18 protein-coding genes are annotated in these 19,379 nt (G+C 69.1%); 9 read left to right on the plus strand and 9 right to left on the minus strand.

The features are described from left to right. Window positions 1-319 precede the first annotated feature (319 nt). The 3 genes from ftsL to mraZ form a co-directional block, all read right to left on the minus strand. Window positions 320-1,048: a cell division protein FtsL gene (gene ftsL, locus ACFPJ1_RS18760; protein WP_380105457.1), complete on the minus strand. Its 729-nt coding sequence runs from the start codon at window positions 1,046-1,048 to the stop codon at window positions 320-322. Continuing rightward, window positions 1,048-2,022: a 16S rRNA (cytosine(1402)-N(4))-methyltransferase RsmH gene (rsmH, locus tag ACFPJ1_RS18765; RefSeq protein ID WP_380105459.1), complete on the minus strand. Its 975-nt coding sequence runs from the start codon at window positions 2,020-2,022 to the stop codon at window positions 1,048-1,050. The genes ftsL and rsmH overlap by 1 nt, the downstream gene beginning before the upstream one ends. 360 nt (window positions 2,023-2,382) lie before the next feature. Beyond that, complete coding sequence (gene mraZ / locus ACFPJ1_RS18770) at window positions 2,383-2,814, minus strand: division/cell wall cluster transcriptional repressor MraZ (RefSeq protein WP_132188004.1); 432 nt, start codon at window positions 2,812-2,814, stop codon at window positions 2,383-2,385. Window positions 2,815-3,133: 319 nt separating this feature from the next. Between mraZ and ACFPJ1_RS18775 the strand changes: the two genes are divergently transcribed. From ACFPJ1_RS18775 to ACFPJ1_RS18785, 3 genes are read left to right on the plus strand one after another with little or no spacing between them, the layout of a single operon-like run. After that, window positions 3,134-4,072, plus strand: coding sequence for an AAA family ATPase (locus tag ACFPJ1_RS18775; RefSeq protein ID WP_380105706.1), 939 nt, complete (start codon window positions 3,134-3,136; stop codon window positions 4,070-4,072). Window positions 4,073-4,075: 3 nt separating this feature from the next. Beyond that, a complete protein-coding gene (locus ACFPJ1_RS18780) occupies window positions 4,076-5,362 on the plus strand; it encodes a DUF58 domain-containing protein (RefSeq protein ID WP_380105462.1) in 1,287 nt (428 codons plus the stop codon). Continuing rightward, entirely contained in the window at window positions 5,359-7,707 is a 2,349-nt protein-coding gene (locus tag ACFPJ1_RS18785) for a transglutaminase TgpA family protein (RefSeq protein WP_380105464.1), read from the plus strand. Before ACFPJ1_RS18780 ends, ACFPJ1_RS18785 begins: the two co-directional genes overlap by 4 nt. Before the next feature lie 438 nt (window positions 7,708-8,145). Here ACFPJ1_RS18785 and ACFPJ1_RS18790 read toward each other — a convergent pair whose 3' ends face one another. The 4 genes from ACFPJ1_RS18790 to ACFPJ1_RS18805 form a co-directional block, all read right to left on the minus strand. Beyond that, window positions 8,146-8,619, minus strand: a complete 474-nt coding sequence (locus ACFPJ1_RS18790; protein ID WP_380105466.1) for a DUF3040 domain-containing protein — start codon at window positions 8,617-8,619, stop codon at window positions 8,146-8,148. A 368-nt stretch (window positions 8,620-8,987) separates the two neighbouring features. Continuing rightward, window positions 8,988-9,734 (minus strand): class I SAM-dependent methyltransferase, encoded by a 747-nt coding sequence (locus ACFPJ1_RS18795; RefSeq protein ID WP_380105468.1) that lies wholly within the window; start codon window positions 9,732-9,734, stop codon window positions 8,988-8,990. Window positions 9,735-10,002: 268 nt separating this feature from the next. Continuing rightward, window positions 10,003-10,476, minus strand: a complete 474-nt coding sequence (locus ACFPJ1_RS18800; protein WP_380105470.1) for an SAV_6107 family HEPN domain-containing protein — start codon at window positions 10,474-10,476, stop codon at window positions 10,003-10,005. Further along, complete coding sequence (locus tag ACFPJ1_RS18805) at window positions 10,473-10,925, minus strand: DUF6504 family protein (protein ID WP_380105472.1); 453 nt, start codon at window positions 10,923-10,925, stop codon at window positions 10,473-10,475. The genes ACFPJ1_RS18800 and ACFPJ1_RS18805 overlap by 4 nt, the downstream gene beginning before the upstream one ends. A gap of 256 nt (window positions 10,926-11,181) precedes the next feature. Between ACFPJ1_RS18805 and ACFPJ1_RS18810 the strand changes: the two genes are divergently transcribed. The 4 genes from ACFPJ1_RS18810 (at window position 11,182) to ACFPJ1_RS18825 (ending at window position 13,783) form a co-directional block, all read left to right on the plus strand. Beyond that, entirely contained in the window at window positions 11,182-11,799 is a 618-nt protein-coding gene (locus ACFPJ1_RS18810; RefSeq protein WP_380105474.1) for a DM13 domain-containing protein, read from the plus strand. 69 nt (window positions 11,800-11,868) lie between these two features. Continuing rightward, window positions 11,869-12,909: a DUF4037 domain-containing protein gene (locus ACFPJ1_RS18815; RefSeq protein ID WP_380105476.1), complete on the plus strand. Its 1,041-nt coding sequence runs from the start codon at window positions 11,869-11,871 to the stop codon at window positions 12,907-12,909. A 10-nt stretch (window positions 12,910-12,919) separates the two neighbouring features. Continuing rightward, window positions 12,920-13,390, plus strand: coding sequence for a YbaK/EbsC family protein (locus ACFPJ1_RS18820; protein WP_380105478.1), 471 nt, complete (start codon window positions 12,920-12,922; stop codon window positions 13,388-13,390). A 102-nt stretch (window positions 13,391-13,492) separates the two neighbouring features. Then, window positions 13,493-13,783 (plus strand): DUF1905 domain-containing protein, encoded by a 291-nt coding sequence (locus ACFPJ1_RS18825; RefSeq protein ID WP_380105480.1) that lies wholly within the window; start codon window positions 13,493-13,495, stop codon window positions 13,781-13,783. 589 nt (window positions 13,784-14,372) lie between these two features. On the opposite strand, the gene ACFPJ1_RS18830 is transcribed toward ACFPJ1_RS18825, so the two are convergent. Next, a complete protein-coding gene (locus tag ACFPJ1_RS18830) occupies window positions 14,373-15,260 on the minus strand; it encodes a hypothetical protein (protein ID WP_380105482.1) in 888 nt (295 codons plus the stop codon). Between the two features lie 10 nt (window positions 15,261-15,270). After that, on the minus strand, window positions 15,271-17,187 hold the full coding sequence (locus ACFPJ1_RS18835) for an N-acetylmuramoyl-L-alanine amidase (protein ID WP_380105484.1): 1,917 nt from the start codon (window positions 17,185-17,187) through the stop codon (window positions 15,271-15,273). 173 nt (window positions 17,188-17,360) lie between these two features. Here ACFPJ1_RS18835 and ACFPJ1_RS18840 point away from each other — a divergent pair, with 173 nt between their 5' ends. Both ACFPJ1_RS18840 and ACFPJ1_RS18845 read left to right on the plus strand, forming a co-directional pair. After that, window positions 17,361-17,972: a DUF4126 domain-containing protein gene (locus ACFPJ1_RS18840; protein WP_380105487.1), complete on the plus strand. Its 612-nt coding sequence runs from the start codon at window positions 17,361-17,363 to the stop codon at window positions 17,970-17,972. Beyond that, window positions 17,972-19,279 (plus strand): phytoene desaturase family protein, encoded by a 1,308-nt coding sequence (locus ACFPJ1_RS18845; protein WP_380105489.1) that lies wholly within the window; start codon window positions 17,972-17,974, stop codon window positions 19,277-19,279. The genes ACFPJ1_RS18840 and ACFPJ1_RS18845 overlap by 1 nt, the downstream gene beginning before the upstream one ends. Window positions 19,280-19,379: the final 100 nt, after the last annotated feature.

Genomic DNA, 19,379 nt, shown 5'->3' on the forward strand with positions numbered 1-19,379 from the left:
ACCTGCGCGGCTTGCGGACTTGCGAGGCTCTCCCGTGGCCTTGCGCGGTCCATCAGCACGCGGTGCTGTCTTCCTGGGGGCTGCCTTGCCATCGGCCGCCTTCCGTGGGACGCGGGGTGCTTCCCCGCGCGGCTCCCCGGTGCGCCTCCGCGGCTCCCCCTTGCCGGGTTCGCCGGTGCGAGCGGGACGCTGCGCATTGGACCGCCCGCTCTCCGTAGCGGCCGGACGGCGGGGCGAGGCCCGCCGGAGCGGGTCGCCCCGCTCCGGATCACCGCCACGTCTGCGTGGCGGCTCGTTGCCCCGTCGCTCCGTCATCCGATCAGCCCCCGGTCGCTGTGTTGGCGCCTGCCCCTGTCGTGTTTCCCGATGTCGTGGTTCCTGGTGTCGCGGGCGGCTTGTTGGCCGGCGGCTTCTTGGTGGTACCGGCCGGCGGCTTCGTGGTCGTGCCGGCCGGCGGCTTCGTGGTCGTGCTGGGCGGCGGCTTGTTCGCCCGGTTGGCGGTCCCCGTGTTCGGCGTGGTGGTGCTCGCGGGCGGGTTCGTGGTGCCGGTGGCGGGCGGCTTGGGCGTGACGGCAGGCGGCTTCGGGACCACCGGTGTGGAGGGAGTGGCGCCGGTCGGCGTACCCGGGCCGAACATCGCCGTACCGGTGCCGGCCTTGCCCTCGGCCGGCACGCCGAGCACCTGCCCGTCGGACAGCCGCAGGAAGACCGGGTTCGGGTTCGGAACCATGCCCATCTTCAGGGCGCGGTCGGCCAGGTTCTGCGGCGACTCGAGCGTGCGGACCTGCCGCTCCAGCTGCTCCTGCTGGTCGCGCAGGTGGTCCGCCTGCTGGTTCAGGCTGGTCACTTGGAACGTGCCGCGCTGCAACTCGGTGTTGAGCAGCAGCAGGCCAACCAGGCCGGCTGCGAGCAGCGACAGCACGAAGATGACGAACGGCATCCGCGGCGGCCGGAACGGCGCGCCGTACACCACCCTGAGCTTCGGCTCCGCCTTCGCAGCCGGCGCCGGGGTGACCCGCGCCTTGGACGGGCTGAACACTGTGCTCATCAGGCCACCAAGCCCTTCTCGCGAACGCGTTCGGCCGCCCGCACCCGGACCGAGGCCGAGCGCGGGTTCTCCGCGAGCTCTTCGTCGGTGGGCCGCTCGGCTCCACGGGTCAGCAGCTTGAGGTAGGGCTCGTGACCGGCCGGAATCACCGGCAGGTCATCGGGCACGTCGGTCTTGGTGCCGGCCGCCAGCGTCTGCTTGGCGATCCGGTCCTCCAGCGAGTGGTAGCTCATCACCACGATCCGGCCGTGCAGCGCGAGCGCCGCGATCGCCGAGGGCAGCGCGCGCCGCAGTACCTCGAGCTCGCCGTTGACCTCGATCCGCAGCGCCTGGAAGGTCCGCTTGGCCGGGTGTCCCCCGGTCCGGCGGGCCGCCTGCGGGATCGCGTCGCGGACCAGCTCGGACAGCCGGGCGCTGTTGGTGAAGGGCTCGGCCTCACGGGCCTTGACGATCCGGTCCGCGATCCGGCGGGCGAACTTCTCCTCGCCGTACTGGAACAGGATCCGGGCCAGGTCGGCCGCGCTGTAGGTGTTCAGGATGTCCGCGGCCGTGGTCGGCGCGGTGCTGTCCATCCGCATGTCGAGCGGCGCGTCCTGCGCGTAGGCGAAGCCGCGGTCCGCCTCGTCCAGCTGCATGGAGGAGACACCGAGGTCGAAGAGGATCCCGTCGATCGCGGGGATGCCCAGCCGCTCGAGCACCTGGGGCAGCTCGTCGTACACGGCGTGCACCAGCGTGGTGCGCTCGGCGTACGGCGCGAGGCGCTCGCCGGCCAGGCGGAGTGCTTCGGGGTCGCGGTCGAGCCCGATCAGGTGGGCTTCGGGGCAAGTGCGCAGGAAGGCCTCGGAGTGACCGCCGAGCCCCAGGGTGGCGTCGACGAGGACGGCACCGGGGTGTGCGAGGGCGGGAGCGAGGATGGCGACGACGCGGTCGAGCATCACCGGGACGTGGCGCGAGGAGGGCTCGGGAGTCGGCATGGCGTCAGCCCACCGAACCCTTCGCACCGCGCTCAGCACCGTCCATCTCGACCCTTCCATAGCCGCGGGAGCGACCCAGCCCCCGCGGGTTCTCTTGCACTGCGTCCTGCTGGTGACCGGTTCCTGGGCCCGGTGTGCGGCGGGCCTGGATCCGGCTGGGTGGTGCCGGGTGGTGCGTTGTGGTGCTGGGCGGCTGAGCGGCCGTCGCGGTGGAGCGGTGCGTCGTCCGGTCAGATCGCGGGTACGCCTTCCGGGGAAGTACCTCGTCGGCTTGGCGCCGGGGAAGTGACGCCAAGTCCGGAGGTCGGAAGTCGGACCCGTGATCTCACCGGACGCTCCGGCTCTGCTCGCGGGCAGCTTCTAGAAGATGCCGGGCAGTACCTCCTCGGACAGGTCGGCGAATGCCTGCTCCTGTTCCGCGGAGTACCTGTTCCAGTTCTCCGTGTTCCAGATCTCCACCCTGTTCATCGCCCCGATGACGACGCAATCGCGATCCAGTCCGGCGTAATCGCGCAGCATCGGCGGGATGGTGACCCGGCCCTGCTTGTCCGGCACCTCGTTCGAGGCGCCGGCGAACAACATCCTCAGGTAGTCCCGCGCACCCTTGTTGGTGATCGGGGCCTGCTTCAACTGCTCTGTCAGTTGGACGAACTCCACTTCGGGCCACACGAACAGCGACCGCTCCTGCCCGCGCGTGATCACCAGACCCTCCGCCAGTTCGTCCCGGAACTTCGCCGGCAGGAACAGCCGGCCTTTGTCGTCGAGCTTGGGGAAGTGAGTTCCGAGGAACACGCTCCACCTCCCCGTTGCGGACCCTCCGACTCAGGTCGAGCTTGTTGTCCACCATTCCAGTACCACTGCGCTCCACCTTACTCCACTTTGCCCCACCGTCAACCAAATACGCCCCGTTTCGCTCCCCCGTACGCTGGAGGTCACAGATCAGCAACAACGGGTGAGGGCCATTTCGATGAACGCCGAAACGACTGGTAACGAAACGCGCGGAGATCTAGGCCGGACCCCTGAGCCAGGTGAGAATGAGTCGGCCATCAACCAATGGGGAGGACCAAGGGTGAGCACCACCGCGACCAGCTCGGCCATGGATTTCGACGAGCTGACAGAGGTGGCGGGACGGGTCCGCCGAGCCATCGAGACAGTGATCGAGGGCAAACCCGACGTGGTCGAAGTAGCCGTGACCGTGCTGCTGGCCGAAGGACATCTACTCATCGAGGACGTACCGGGCGTCGGTAAGACGATGCTCGCGAAGGCGCTGGCCCGGTCGATCGACTGCACGGTCCGGCGGATCCAGTTCACGCCGGACCTGCTCCCGTCGGACATCACCGGCGTGTCGGTCTTCAACCAGGAGGTCCGCGACTTCGAGTTCAAGCCGGGAGCGGTGTTCGCGAACATCGTCGTCGGTGACGAGATCAACCGCGCCTCGCCCAAGACCCAGGCCGCGTTGCTGGAGTCGATGGAGGAGCGCCAGGTCACCGTCGACACCACGACGTACCACCTCGAGGCGCCGTTCATGGTGATCGCGACGCAGAACCCGATCGAGATGGAGGGCACCTATCCCCTCCCCGAGGCCCAGCGCGACCGCTTCATGGCCCGGCTCTCGATGGGGTACCCCGAGCCGGCCGCCGAGCTGCGGATGCTCGACGGGCACGCCGCCAACGAGCCCCTCGATGATCTCCAGCCGGTGACCGACGGGCAGGAGATCCTGCGCCTGGTGAAGACCGTGCACTCGGTGCACGTGTCCGAGTCGGTCAAGGAGTACGCCGTCGCCCTGGTCGGGGCTACCAGACGGTCGCAGGAGTTGCGGCTGGGCGCGAGCCCACGAGCCACGCTGCACCTGGTCCGGGCCGCCCGGGCCGCGGCGGCGCTCGACTCGCGCGAGTTCGTGCTCCCGGACGACATCCAGGAGCTCGCCGTACCGGTGCTGGCTCACCGCGTCCTGCCGGCGGCCGAAGCCCACCTCGGTGGGCGGGGCGCCGCCGACATCATCTCCGGGCTGGTGGCCTCGGTGCCGCTGCCCCGCACTCGTCGGGACTGAGACATGCGGCAGGCACTGCGCGGACTGACCACCCGGGGGCGGGCATTCGTCGCAGCCGGGATCACCGCTTCGTTGTGTGCGCTCCTGCTCGGCCAGAAGGACCTGCTGCGGGTCGGCATCCTGCTGGTGGCCCTGCCGATCATCGCGGCACTGGTGGTCGGCCGGACCCGGCTGCGGCTTCAGGTCCGGCGCAGCCTCACCCCGGACCAGGTCTCGGTGGGCAGCCAGGCGACCGTCGAGCTGGCCCTCAGCAACCAGGGCCGGATGCCCGCCGGGCTGTTGCTGCTGGAGGACCGCATCCCTTATGTCCTGGGCCACCGGCCGCGGTTCGTCGTCGACCGCGTCAGCCCCAACTGGCGGCGTACGGTCTCCTACCCGGTGAAGTCCGACGTCCGGGGCCTGTTCCAGGTCGGGCCGTTGATGCTGACGGTCGCAGACCCCTTCGGGCTGGTGGAGACCAGCCGGACGTTCACCCGCAGCCAGCACCTGCTGGTGACACCGCGGGTGTTCAAGCTGCCCGAGGTACGGCTCGGCGCCGACCGCGCGGGGTCCGGCGAGAACCGGCCGCGGGCGATCGCGTCCGCGGGTGAGGAGGACGCCACTGTTCGCGAGTACCGCGACGGCGACGACCTGCGCCGGGTGCACTGGCGGTCGACCGCACGCCGTGGTTCGTTGATGGTCCGCCGGGAGGAGCAGCCCTGGCAGAGTCGGTGCTCGATCTTCCTGGACGCGCGGACCATCTCGCACCACGGGCACGGTCCGTCGTCCAGCCTCGAGTGGGCCGTCAGCGCGGCCGCCTCGGTCGGCGCGGACCGGATCCGCCGCGGCTACGCGACCACCCTGCTCGGCGGACCGACCACGCTCTCCGCGATCAGCCACCGCAGCTCGGCCGCAGTGCACCAGCCGCTCACCACCCAGCAGTTGCTGACCGAGTGCGCGACGGTGGAGGAGCACAAGTACGCCGAGATCGGTCCGCTGCTGACCGTCGACCGGCACTACCAGGAGCCGAGCCTGGTGGTCGCGATCGTCGGCGCCTGCGGCTCCGAGGACATCACCTCGCTCAACCGCTGGCGGACCAGCCAGGCGACCGGGGTGGCGCTCTTGCTCGATGCGGCAAGCTGGGCAGTAGGTGCGGAGGGAACCGAGAAGTCGGCCCGGCTGACCGCTCAGACCGACGCCACCGAGAACGAACTGCGCCGCAACGGCTGGCGGGTCGCCAGAGTGCAGCGCGGTGACCATCTCCCGACCGTGTGGTCCACCCTGGGACTGCGGAGCGGAAGGATCGCATGACCGGCCACGTCAGGATCTCCCTCGCCGCCTGGGTGGCGACCGTGCTGGGCGCCCTGGTGCTCACCCCGGTCTTCTCCGGACCGTTCCTCTTCATCAGCGCGTTCCTCTGCGGCGCCGTCACCGGCACAGGGATCCTGCTGCAGAACTGGCGCGTCCCCCGGTTCGTCGTACCGGTCGTGCAGCTGGCCGTCCTGGTCGAGCTGATCTCCTTCTTCTTCCTGCGGGACACGCTGAAGTTCGGGCTGTTCCCCTGGAAGGCGACGGTGATCGAGTTCAACGACCAGATGGTCAACGCCATGGACTCGATCAACCGCTTCAGCGCGCCGCTGCCGCCGGACTCGCACCTGACGTTGTTCGCCGCCTCCGTAATCGCGGCCGCCGGGCTGCTGATCCACCTGGTCGCAGTACAGCTCAAGCAGGCGGCGTGGGCGGGGCTGTTGTTGCTGACCATGTACACGGTGCCTGCCGCGACCGTGCACGGCGGACTGCCGGCTCTGCTGTTCATCCCGCCGGCCGTCGGCTACATCGTGCTCCTGTCGGCCGAGGGCCGGACCAGACTCAGTCGCTGGGGTCGCCGGATCTCCGGTGTCTCACACCTCGACGCGTCCGAGCCGATCGAGGCCTCGGCGCTCGGGCAGGCCGGCCGCCGGATCGGCCTGACCGTGGTTGCCCTTGCCACCCTGCTGCCGGCCCTGCTCCCCGCACTGCCGGAAGGTGTGGTCGGGAACGGGCTGGCCGGTGGTGGAGCCGGGGGCGGTATCGGCGCCTCCATCACGACGGCCGACCCGATGCTCGACATGGGCAAGAACCTGAAGCGCGGCGACAACGTGACCGCGCTGACCTACACGGGCAAGCCGACGTACCTGCGTCTCACCTCGCTCGACCTGTTCGACGGCCGGACCTGGCGGCTCTCCCCGCGCCAGGAGGGCCAGAAGATCACCAACTCGCCGCTGAGCCCCCCGCCCGGCTTCTCCGGCGACCTCGGCAAGCTGGGGCAGACGAAGATGAAGATCGAGGTGACCCGGAACTTCCGCTCCCAGTTCGCGCCGGTGCCGTATCCGCTGCGGACGATCTCGCTGAAGAACCGGTGGCGCTTCGACACCAGCTCGCTGGACGTCGTCTCCGCGAACGGGCAGGTCGTCGGCGGGCAGAAGTACGAGCTCAGCTACTACGAGCTGGCGCCGACCGCCCAGCAGCTGAACGACGCCATCAACGGCACCGCGCCGGACCAGTTCACCAGCTCGGTCCCGAGCCGGACGCCCAGGAGCATCAGGGATCTGGCGAGCCGGGTCACGCGGGGTTCGAACGGCAACCACTTCCAGGAAGCGGCCATGCTGCAGGAGTGGTTCCGGACCAGCGGCGGCTTCACCTACAGCACGGCGGCCAGCAGCGAGAGCGGGATGCGCGCGCTGGAAGCCTTCCTGACGGACAACAAGACCGGGTACTGCGAGCAGTTCGCGACCGGCATGGCGCTGATGGCCCGCATCCTCGGGATTCCTGCCCGGGTCGGCATCGGCTTCCTGCCAGGCCAGCCCGGCAAGGACAACCAGAACACCGTCAAGATGCACGACATGCACGCCTGGCCCGAGCTGTACTTCCAGGGCTACGGCTGGATCCGCTTCGAGCCGACGCCGTCGGCCCGAGTGGCCAATCCCCCGACCTGGACGAACGCAGTACCGCCGGGCACCAACACGCCGAGCATCTCGCCGAGCACCGGACCGGTGTCCCCGGGCCAGAGCGAGGACCCGGGCATCAGCAAGCCGGCCAACCCGCGCGAACTGCCGGAGGACAACGGCATCGGCGTGATCGACCCCGGCAACTGGTGGACCAACGGTGGCGGTAAAGCGGTCGGCCTGGGCGTCGGCGCGATCGCGCTGCTGTGCATCCCCTGGCTGATCCGTAGCCTGACCCGCCGCCGCCGCTTCGCCCGCCTACCGGGTCGCATCGGGGTGGAAGGCCTGTGGGCCGAGGTCCGCGACACGTCGCGCGACCTGGGACTCGACTGGTCCGAGATCGCCACCCCGCGGCAACTCGGCATCTGGCTGACCACCAAGCTCCCCGCCGAGAACCACGCGCAGGCGCTGAAACTGGCCCGAGGCGTCGAGTCCATCCGGTACGCCGGCCAGGCCGACGCGGAGGTGGACCTCCGCACAGAGGCCGCCGCGGTCCGCAAGGCCCTGTGGAGTCAGGCCAAGCTCTCCCGCCGCTGGCGAGCCCGCATCCTGCCTCCCTCGTGGCGCTGGTACCTCAACCGAGGCAGCGCTGAGGCCTCCGACCTCCTCGACGAGTTCGACCTCCTCCTAGCCCGCATCCGCTCCGCCCTGCTCCCCCGCCGAGCCAGCTAACCAGACCCAAAGCAGCCCCGCTCCCACCGGAGCGGGGCTGCTGCTTTCCCCCTGACGCAGGCAACCTGGCCACCGAGAACCGGCCGCTGCCCCGCCAGCCGGGGGTGCCGGAGCCGCGCCCAGGCATCCGCGTACTTTAGCCGACACCCTTCGGGGGCACCGCGAGATCCGCTAGCCGGACGAGCAGTCGCGCGGGCGATCAGCTCAACGACCCGAGCGGACCCCAGGGACTCTCACGTCGGCCTCAGGGACGCAGCACTCACCGGCAGGCGCCTCGGAGGGCTCAGCCTGACGGCGGCGCTGCGGGTCGGAGTACCGGGGAGATCAGAACGGCGCTTGGCGACGCTGCGTGTCGGAGTACTGGGGAAAGCAGAACCACACCCTGCGCCGGGGCGTGGGTGTGGTTCGGGTGATACTCAGGTCAGACTGTGGGGCGCGTCAGAGGTCCTCGTCGCGGCGACGCCGCCAACGGTCTTCCATCCGCTCCATGAAGCTGCCGGACGACTCATGTCTGGTTCTGTGCCGCTTGGACGGCGGCGGAGGCGGTGGCATGTCATCGTCTTCACTCGTACCGCTCAGGCGCTTCATGCTCAGCGCCGCGATGTACAGACAGGCAACCATCACTATGAAGCCGATGACTCCGATGATGGTGTTGGGAATGATCGCGCCGGCCATCAGGATTCCGATGCCCAGCACAAATCCAACGCCGGCAAGCACTGCCCGGCGCTTGTAATACAAGCGCACATTTGTGCCTCGCATGGCGGAGACGAACTTCGGGTCTTCCGCAGCGAGGGCACGTTCGAGCTGCTCGAACTGGCGCTGCTCTTCTTCCGAGAGGGGCACCGTCGATCCCTCCATGGTGAGCGCGATCTCGATAGGCCGAGTCCAGTCTAGGCCGCCCGTGCGGTCCACGAAACCCTGACCGCCTGTCCCGCGCGTCACGGTCGCACAACTCCACCCCGTAACCACCCCTCCCCACCCGCCCAAACCCCCAATTCCCACCCTTCCCCGCCCCCACCAACCCACCACCCCGGCGTGTCGCCCCATCCCCTTCTGACCACAGTCAGTAACCATCTGTCCCACCCAAGCCCCCACTGCAGCACCCCCACAACGACCACCCGGCCGCTGCACCCGGCGGACGGCACCCAACCACTGCTGCCATCACCAGACCCGACTGCCCCGACGGGGCCAGGCGGCAGCCGGGTGGGTCAGCTGGTGAGCTCGGCTGGAGACGCGGTGCTCGAGGTAAAGATGGATGCCCGCAGGTTGGGCAAGGGGGTCTAGCGGGTGGCGAGGATGTGGAGTTGGGGGGCTAGGGCCCGGAAGGCGGGGTGTTGGCTGGCGGCGCGTTCCAGTTCGGCGAGGGCTTCGGGGGCTCCTGGCTCGGAGTCGACGAAGGCCGAGGGGACGAGGTCGGCGAAGGTGCGGACTCCGTGGATGGTGTGGACCATGAATCCGGCTTCTGCCAGCTGAGCGGTGATGCCGGCTTCGTCGAAGCGGCGGGGCATGGGATCGTTCGGGCCCCAGCGGCCGTTGGCGTCCTGGAGTGCGACGCGGGCTTCGGTCAGGTGACCGGCGAGGGCGCGAGCCAGGACCACAGCGTTGCGCTGGGCAACCAACAGGCTGAGCACGCCACCTTCTCGCAGTACGGAAGCCATCGCCTGAAGCGCCTGGGCGGGATCGTCGACAACCTCGAGAACTCCATGGCACAAGACGGCATCAGCACTCGAGTCCCCCGCCAGCCCAGGGAGCTCATTGGCATCACCCTGGACACCACGGACGAGCTTGCTCACGCCTTCGTCACTCGCGCGCCGCTCCAGAGACGCCAATGCGTCCGGACTGGGATCGATGACGGTGACGCGGTGACCCTCGACTGCGAGCGGTACTGCGAACCCACCGGTCCCACCGCCGAGGTCGACGATGTCGAGACCTGCTCCGGGATCGGTACGCGCCCTGCCGGCGAGTGCCACGCGGAGGGCCTCGGCGACCAGCGCCGTACGTACCGAGCGGCGACGTCGGTCGACCATCGTGAATGCCCTCCTCGGCTACGGATCCGCTGCGGGCAACACCCTACTTCCCACCAACCCCAACTCCCCCACCCGCCAACCCCACCCACCAAGTCGCTTCCCCAGCAGCTGACCTGCACCGTCCGGCCGACCTCCTCCCAGAGCAGGACGAGGTCCGGCCCGACTGGACCAAACGAGCGGCAGCCGGGCGCTGAGCCGGGCACAGGGCAGCCGGAAGAGCTGGAGGCAGGTGGACGCCGGGCAAGTGGCGATTGGGCGGACCCAAGTGCTAGCTGGCTTGCATCCAGGGCTGGGCTAGGACTGATTGGGGGTCGGAGGAGGCGGGGAGGACGGACTGGGTGGTCAGGTGGAGGCTGGATTCGACCAGGGCGTAGAAGGTTTCCACGGCTCGGACCAGATCGTCGGCTTCACGCATGGTGACTGCTCGCTCCAGGCCCGCTTCGGCGGCCGCGCGTTGGGTGGCGCCGGCGGCGAAGAAGGTGGCCCATTCGCCGAACTCGGGGGCAACCTCGGCCAGCAGCACCCAGGCGTTGCGCTGGACGCGGCGACGCGGGCCGGAACGGACCGGGCGGGCACGAACCGCGAGGACCGCGGCGGCCACCCGTAGGGCTGCCACGTGGGCGCTCGAGTAGCGGATCAGGTGGTCGTCGGTCTCCCGCGCCTCGGACAGCGCCATCCGGGCCCGGGAAAGATCGCGGCTGGCCGAACCAGCGGCCGCCGGTGCAACCGGTGAAACTGTCATCGGTCCGTCACCCTCTCCAGTTGCCAGCGTCCGGAGTCGGGGTCGTGCGCGAGATCGAACATCTCCCGCCGACCGTGCCGGCCGCACCCCGCCTCCACTCGGTAGACCGCCCGCTGCGGCCCCCAATCTGCATCCAACACACCGACGGCCGCGGATGATCCCGCGACAGTCGAAGATCCCGCCACGGCCGGAGCGACGCCGACACCGGAACCGATCACGCCGCGCTCCCACCAGGCCGCCGTCTCCACCCAGTGGGCTTCGACTGCGCAAACCCGCCACAACCGCCCGCGCCACAGGAACTGCTCTGGAGTCTCGATGCCGTCCACTACGCCTGAACGCACCTCAACGGCTTCGTCGAACTCCCACATGCTCCATCGCCTCCTGTGCGCGAACTTCTTCCCCTGGTCAGCGGCCCGGTGGGTGGACGCGAGGTGGGGGTCGAGGTCCACCTCGGCGCCCGGCCCACCGGGACCACCGGTTACCGATGCGGCCGCAACTCCGCACCGGAGTCCTCCAGCTGCTCTGATCGCCCGTGGCCGGTCTCCCGACGATTCCGACTCGGTGGCAATCGAACATCTGTTCGAACGCTTGAAGCCTAACCCTGCCCGCCGACAATCGTCAACGGGCCGTAAGCCCGGGACGACCCTGCGCGGGCGGTCCTGCCGCCAGACTGGTCGCACCGACCGAATCGAGGCGAGGAGACCGATGCCGACGCCGAGCCGACGCGCCGTCGCCGTGACCGCGGTGGCGGTCGCCGCCGTGGTCGCAGCCGTCGCGCTGCCGCTCTTCCAGCCGTGGCGGCTCTTCACCGACACGGTGGTCGACGAAGCGCTGCCTGGCGCCGATCCAATCTCCATGACCACATCCTCTGCGGCGCCACCGACAATTTCCGGCGAGCGGAGCGGCACCCCCTCCGCCAATCCGACCGAGGCACCTGCCAAGACATCCGCCCAGCCCCAGCCCCGGGGCCCCGAACGCCTCTCCACCGGCCGCTTCATCACCCATGAACACGACACTCAGGGCATCGCGTCCATCGTCCGGCTGGCTGACGGCAGCCGGGTCCTGCGACTGGAGGGCCTCGACACCTCCGACGGTCCTGACCTCGAGGTCTGGCTCAGCGACGCGCCGGTACTGGAGGGGAAGGCCGGCTGGCACGTGTTCGACGACGGCCGGTATCGCAGCCTCGGCCAACTCAAGGGCAATCGCGGCAACCAGAACTACCCGATCCCCGCCTCAGTCGAGCTCGCCGACTTCACCAGCGTCTCGATCTGGTGCAACCGGTTCAACGTCTCCTTCGGCGCCGCGGAACTCCTGAAGGTTTGAGGAGAACCACACCCCGACTCTGCGGAAAACCGGATGTTGTCGACCGACCGCGCGAATTAGTGTCGGTCCATGGCAACAGACAGCGACTTCATCTCCGCGAGAGACCTCAGCGCCGGGTTCCACGACGAGGTGCTCCGTCCGTTGCTGGCCGGAATCCCTTATGCAGCAGGCTTGCTGGGCTGGGGCTCCGATGTGCTCGGCTACGACACCGCCCGTTCCACGGACCACGGCTGGGGTCCACGACTCCACGTCTTCGTCGACGAGGAGCAGGTCCCCCGCGCCGCCAAGCTGATCGAAGACGGTCTCCCCGAGCATTACCGCGGTCATCCCGTCCGCTTTGGCTGGGACACCCAGCAGCCGACCCACCACGTCACCATCACCACTGTCCAGGCCTGGCTGAAGGACGACCTGGGCATCGACAACGGCGTCGACAACGGCATGACCACGGAAGACTGGCTGATCACCCCACAGCAGAAACTGCTCGGCGTCGTGGCCGGCCCCGTGTACGCCGACGACGGCCGCCTGAGGCCGATCCGTGAGGCTCTCAGGTGGTATCCGGACGACGTCTGGACCTGGCTGCTCGCCTGCCAGTGGTCCCGGATCGCGCAGGAGGAGGCGTTCGTCCAGCGCACCGCGGAAGTCGGCGACCACCTCGGCTCGCGGATCGTCGCCGCACGCCTGGTCCGCGACGTGATGCGACTCGCCCTGCTCATGGCGCGGACCTACGCGCCGTACACGAAATGGCTCGGTACTGCGTTCGCCGGGCTCGACCACGGCGACGGGCTCGACCGCGACCTGGAGACCACCCTCGCCGCCGACACCCTGGCGGATCGCGAACGCGCGCTGGTCTCGGCGTACGAGAAGGTCGCGCGCAGGCACAACGACCTCGGGCTCACCGAGCCGCTGGACCCACAGCCCAGGCAGTTCTTCGATCGCCCGGCGCAGGTGATCGGCGCGGACCGGTTCGTCGAGGCGTGTCTGGCGAAGGTGCGGGATCCCCGGGTGATGGAGCTCGGACTGGTGGGGTCGGTCGACCAGTTCGCGGACAACACGGACGTCCTCAGCAACCCGGCCGCGTACCGACGACTGATCAAGATCTACGAGAAGTAGGGTTTCGAGCGTGAGCAAGCATCCCAACGTCCAGCGGGTCGCCGATGCATTGGCCGCGGCCGGTGCTACCGGCGAGATCAAGATCCTCGACGAGGCGGTCCCGACCGCGGCGGCCGCGGCAGCGGAGCTCGGCTGCGAGGTCGGCGCGATCGCGAACAGCCTGATCTTCGACGGCGACGGTTCGCCTGTACTGATCCTCACCTCGGGTGCGCACCGGGTGGACACCGCGAAGATCGCGGCCGAGCTCGGCATCGCCAAGCTGCGCCGGGCGACGCCGGAGTTCGTCAAGGAGCACACCGGCCAGTCGATCGGCGGCGTCGCGCCGGTCGGGCACCCGCATCAGGTGCGAACGCTGGTCGACACGGCGCTCGAGCAGTACGGCGAGGTCTGGGCCGCGGCGGGGATCCCCCACTCGGTCTTCCCGACCAGCTACAAGGAACTCCTGGACCTCACGAACGGCACGCCGGTCACGGTCAACTGACGAGTTGGGCCGAGAGCAACTGGCCAATCGAGCCGGGAGCGATGAGTTCGGCTCGCGCCGGGAGTCCTACCTGTCGATCGCAACCGATGACAGGAGACCGGCATGGCTGTGCAGCAGACCCCTCAACCGCTCGACACCGAGTTCACCGCGGCACTGGAGAAGGACGGGGCGTTCGCGACGTTCCTGACCGTCCCGGACTCCGCCGAGCTGCTCGGCACCCGGCGGGCCGTCAAGGTGAGTGGCACGATCGACGGGCATCCGTTCGCCGTCACCTTGATGCCGTCCGGCAAGGGGCCGCACTGGATGCCGCTGAAGATTGCCCTCTGCAAGCTGATCGGCAAGAGCCAGGCCGGCGAAGAGGTCAAGGTGCGCCTCCAGCAAAGGCACAGCTGAGCTGGAGAGTCGCACTAGAGGTACCTCGTGCGACCAACTCGTGTGACCACCCTGGGCCTCGGCCAGGGGATTGGTGGCACATCAGGCTGGGGCGACGGTTGCGGCTGTTGCGGGCTTGGAAGTCGGGCCGTAGGTCTACCCGGGAATCGGGTCGCGGCGTAGGCGGGGTTGGTTGATCGAGCGGACGGCCACCACTCAGCAACCTCGCCCCGATAGCCGAAAGCCTGGGGTGGCCAGGCGGCATGCCTGAGGATCGAGCGTGGTTGGTGAGCGGTGGATGTCCGGCCTGACCGACCACCACGCGCACCCGCGGTGCCTCCTCGGCCGAGCGCCTGTGCTGGGTTCGGACATCGTCTGGGGACCTCGAACAGGACACAAGTTGTTCGCGGTCCCAGTTGGGTGTCCGCGGTCCCGATTGGGTGTCCGCGGTCCCGATTGGGTGTCCGCGGTCCCGATTGGGTGTCCGCGGTCCCGATTGGGTGTCCGCGGTCCCGATTGGGTGTCCGCAGTCCCGATTGGGTGTGCCCGCGCCCGTATCCACCGCTGGCACCCTTCGGCCGGGAGCGAGCCGACGGCTGGGCGGGCAGAGCTAGAGGTCGAGGAGCTCGGCGATCTGCCTGCGTACGAAGGAGCGGGCCAGTTGGCCGCGTCGCAGGCGCCAGAGCGGGGAGGGTAGCGCCAGTGCGGCGTACCGGCCGAGAGCCGGATGGCGCGTAGGTGTGACGCCCTGGGTGGGCGCGATGCCCTCGGTCGGGGCGGCGCCTTGGTTCGGGCCGGTGCCCTGGGTGGGCGCGGCGTGCTGGGTGGGCGCGGCGTGCTGGGTGGGCGCGGCGTAGCGGCGGTGGTGGATGTCGGTGACTACTGACTGGGGGGCGCCTAGGGATGGGAGGAGGGCTAGGGCTGCTTGTTTGGTGATTAGGTGGCCGGTGGTGAGGGTTATGCCGGCGCGGGCGACTGTGATGAGGCCTAGGTCTACCCAGATGTCGGTGTACCACGGGGTCAGCTTGCGGGTGGCCGGATACCAGAAGTGTTCGAGGTCGTCGCGGATGAAGGCGGCCAGCTCCTCGTCGGTGGTTGCCGGCAGCAAGGACGACGGCGGCGGGCCGAAGAGGCTCCGATCGCCGAGGGCGAGCTCACGCCGGGTCACCGCGCCCACTGGCCGATCGAAGTACCGCTGCTGCGCCCAGGTCGGGTGACGCAGCGAAGCATCGGCCAACTGGTCGACCTGCACGTAACTGCAGTGCAGCTTCTCCGCCAGCGGGTGCACCTTCTCCAGCGACAGATGAAGAGCACACAGCGCCGAGGGATCCGCGATCGGCCCGTCCAGCACAGCGACCAGATCGAAGTCGCTCCGTCCGACCTGGAAGTCGCCGAGAGCAAGAGATCCGTGCACCCACACAGCCCGGACCGGCAGGAGCCCACGGACAGAAGCGACGAAGCCGTCCAGCAGGAGCTGGACGGCTTCGTCTGAGGTCATGCGGCGGATGCTAGACGGCCGGGCGCAGATCCACGTCGGCGGCGCGGACATAGGCCATGCGGTGGCCGAACCAGATCTGGTAGTACTGGTCGTTGCCGAGCACCTGCACGTGGTCCGTCGGCGGCTGTCCGTCGAAGGTCGTGGCGCGGTAGTAGTCCGTCTCGATGGACGCGTCGCCCACCGGGTAAGCCTGACCCTCGCCGATCGTGTACTGCAGCGGCGTGACGGTCTGGTACGGAATACCGGCCGGGTAAGCGGACTGCTCCGGGTAGGCCCGGCCGTAGACCGGCACGGACGTCCTGCCAGCCTTCGGCTTCACCACGAGACCAGGCTTGGCAAAAGCATCCGGCGTACCAGCCGGGCTCTTGAACCAACCCTTGGCGCCCAGGTACCAGACGGCCACCCAGTCACCCGACCGCTCGGCCACCACGTACTGCGAACCGGCGGCCGCGCGTGCTCCGATGTCCGACACCTGCGTGGTGCTGGCACTCGAACCAGGCCGCAGTCCGAGGTCCTTCACCAGCGGAGCAGCGTCGTCCGGCGCCTGCCGGAGGTAGACGAAGTTCGTGCCCTGCGGGGCGCAGGTGCCGTCGGCGTTGCAGTTGGTCACGACCTGCACGTTGTCGGCGAAGCCGGGTTTGATCGTGACGATCGAGCCGGCCTTGACCGGGAAGACGTTGTGGCCGTAGATCGGCGCGCCGAGCAGGTCGAAGTAGTGCTCCCAGTCCCAGTAGGGTCCCGGATCCCAGTGCATGCCCGCGACGGTGGACGGGATCGTGCCCGGCACCTGGTCGTGGCCGATGATGTGCGCGCGGTCCAGCGGGATGTCGTTCTTGGCGGCCAGGTAACGGACCAGCTTGGCCGAGTTGCGGTAGAGCGACTCGGTGAACCAGGTCGCGCCCTGGGCCGCGAAGCCCTCGTGCTCGATCCCGATGCTGTGCATGTTCACGTACCAGTTGCCCGCGTGCCAGGCGACGTCGTTGGCCTTCACGTGCTGCCAGACGTGCCCGTCGGACGAGCGCATCGTGTACTGCCACGAGACGTACGTCGGGTCCTGCACCAGGTTCAGCGTGCCCTGCCAGCCGCCTTCGGTGTCGTGGATGACGATGTAGTCGATCTTGCCGGTCTTCGGCCGGTTCGCGAGGTCGTGGTTGCCGTAGTCACCAGGAGTCGTGACCTGGTACGGAGCCGGCAGCCACTCACAGGTGATCGTCGTGGGGCACTCCGTCGCCCCGGCGGCCTTGGTTCCGGCCGGCAGCGCAGTACGGGCGAGTTGTGACTTGGCTGGCGCCACCTGCAGCGCGGGCATCACGATCTGCTGGCCGGTGTTGGTGGTCCGGGCCGCTCCGCGCGCCATGATCGCGTAGACGTCGTCGGCGAAGGCGGAGGCGCTCGTCTTGTCCGCAGCCCCGGCGTACGAGCTGATCGCGCCGTACCAGTCGGCTGCGGACGTGCTCGCGCCGACGGGCAGCTTGAGCGAGCGCTGATACTCCGCGAGCAGTGCCGCGCCACCGGCGATGTTGGCGGCGGTGTCGTTCCGCAGCGCCGCCGGGTCGAGTCCGGTCAGCTCGGAAGCTTTGTCGAGGGTGCGCAGCGACTCGCCCTTGGCGACCTTCTCGCCGCCCGACAGGTCGACCGCTTCGGCGGGTGCGACCGCGGTGAGGTGCATCGGTCCGTAACCGCCCGACGTGCTCGCCTTGCCCTGGTGGTCGTCCCACCTGGTCTCGGCATAAGAGACAGCCAGCAGTACGGACTCCGGTACGCCGTACTGCTGCGAGGCGGCCTTGAAGGCGCCGGCGGCGACGGCGGACGCAGGTCCGGGAGTGGAGGCGACCGCCGCGGGCGGACCGCCGGACGACACGCCGGTCACGGTCATGGGCAGCGCTACCGCTGCCAGTGCGGCGAGAATCTTCGAACGACGACGCATGTGGTTCTCCCTGACCCTGATGGGAAGGCCGGTCACTCAGACCGGCAATCTCATTACTTTGGGTCGTGGGAACGTGGATGTCAACGGTTAACCAAAACTGGGGTCGGGCGGTTCGATTCTGACCACACGCGGCGTCCTATCGGGGTAGCGACAGAGGGTTACGGAGCACGACCATGGAAGCGTTGCCGTTGGCGTTCACGACGGGCTGGGCGAGCGGCATCAACGCCTACGCCTGCGTGCTGATCCTCGGTCTGCTCGGCCGCTTCGGCGGCGTCGACGAGGTCCCGGTGGGGCTGACCGGCAACGCGGTGCTGATCGCGGCCGGCGCCTTGTTCGTCTTCGAGTTCGTCGCCGACAAGATCCCCTACCTCGACTCCGCCTGGGACGGGATCTCCACCTTGATCCGGCCGACGGTCGGGGCGATCATCGCCCTGCTGGTAGCCGGCGACGCGAGCACCCTGAACCAGGCGTTCATCGCGGCCACCGGCGGTGTGGTCGCGTTGCTGTCACACCTGGTGAAATCCAGCCTCCGGCTCGCGATCAACACCTCCCCCGAACCCGCGAGCAACATCGCGGCATCGTCCGGCGAGGACGTCGCGGTCATCGGCGTGGTGTCGCTGGCCGTGTTCCACCCGACGGCGGCGCTCATCATCGCGGCCGTCCTACTGCTGCTCGGACTGATCGGCGTGTACTTCGCCTTCCGCGCGATCCGCCGCGGCCTGGCCAGGTTCAGGGCCTGGCGAGAACGACGAACCACCCCAGCAACCGGGAGCAGTGCCGTCTGATGGCTCGCGTGATCGTCATCGGGGCCGGCCTCGCCGGTCTCGCCACCGCCGTACGGCTGGCCAAGCTCGGGCATCAGGTCACCATCTGCGAGGAGAGTGACCGACTCGGCGGCGCAATCGGCCGGGTCGAGGCCGACGGCTTCTGCTGGGACGCAGGAGCAGCCAGTACTACGCTGCCGGCCGCGCTCCGCGACCTGTTCCGCAAGAGTGGCCGGCCGATCGAGAGGCTGGTGCAGCTGGAGCCCATCACCGAGCCGCGGCGGCACCTGTTCAGCGACGGGTCGATTCTCGACCTGCCAATCGGCGACCGCGCGCCCCAGGCTGCGGCCTGGACCGACCTTGCCGGGGAGAAGGCCGCGAAGCGATGGACCTCGCTGGTCGACGGGTATGGCGAGACCTGGCAGATCCTCCGCAAGACCTCGCTCGAACCACCGCTACACAACCGCATCCCACCCAAGGCGGTCCTGCAGCTCAAACCCTGGCAGTCGCTGCAGCGCGTCGCCCAACGGAGCCTCGACGACGAGCGGGCGCGCACAGTACTGCGGTACTACGCGACGCAGCACGGGTCCGACCCGAAGCTCACACCCGCGTACGTCGGGGTCTGGTCGTACCTCGAGCGCACCTTCGGCCGGTGGACCGTCCAGGGCGGGTTCGGCGTCCTCGCGGATGCCCTGGCGCAGCGAGCCAGCGAGCGCAAGATCGACATCCACACGGGTGCCGAGGTGGTCGCGGTGACCACCAACAGCGGCACGGTGACCGGCGTGAGGCTGGCGGACGGCACAGAACTGCCCGCCGAGATCGTGGTCAGCGACATCGACCCCAAGGACCTCTACGGCCGACTGGTGGACGACCCGGCCGCCAAGAAGGTCCGCCGCAAGGTCCTCTCGACCCACCAGGCCCAGGCCGCGTACGTCGTCCACCTGGGGCTGAAGGATCCCGTACCGGACCTGCCGTTCGAGACGGTGCTGCACGGCAGCCCGACCGTCGTGGTTCGTACCGGCGGCCAAGCCCCGGCCGGACACCACGCATGGTCGGTCCTGGTCCACGGCTACCCCACCGACGACGTACTGGACCTCCTGGTCGCTCGTGGCCTGCACATCCGGGACAAGGTGGTCTCCAGACAGACCTCCGCCTCCTGGCTGGCCGGAGTGGCCTGGGAGGGCTTCCGGACCGCCCGGCGACGCGCTGCGAACGTCTCCCCGGTCAAGGGCCTGTACTGCGTGGGCGCGGGCGCTCACCCGGGCACAGGTGTCCCGGCGACCACCCTGGGCGCGGCGATCGTCGCCGACGCCGTCGGAAAAGCCTGACCGGCCTGGGGTCGGCGAACCCGGCGCACTAAGATTGACCGTTCATGTGTTCCGTGTCGGGGCCAACTCGAAGGTGGGCAGGCCCGGCAGTAGAGAGGAC

It is taken from the genome of Kribbella qitaiheensis (genome assembly GCF_042657745.1).
Taxonomy (GTDB): Bacteria; Actinomycetota; Actinomycetes; order Propionibacteriales; family Kribbellaceae; genus Kribbella; species Kribbella qitaiheensis.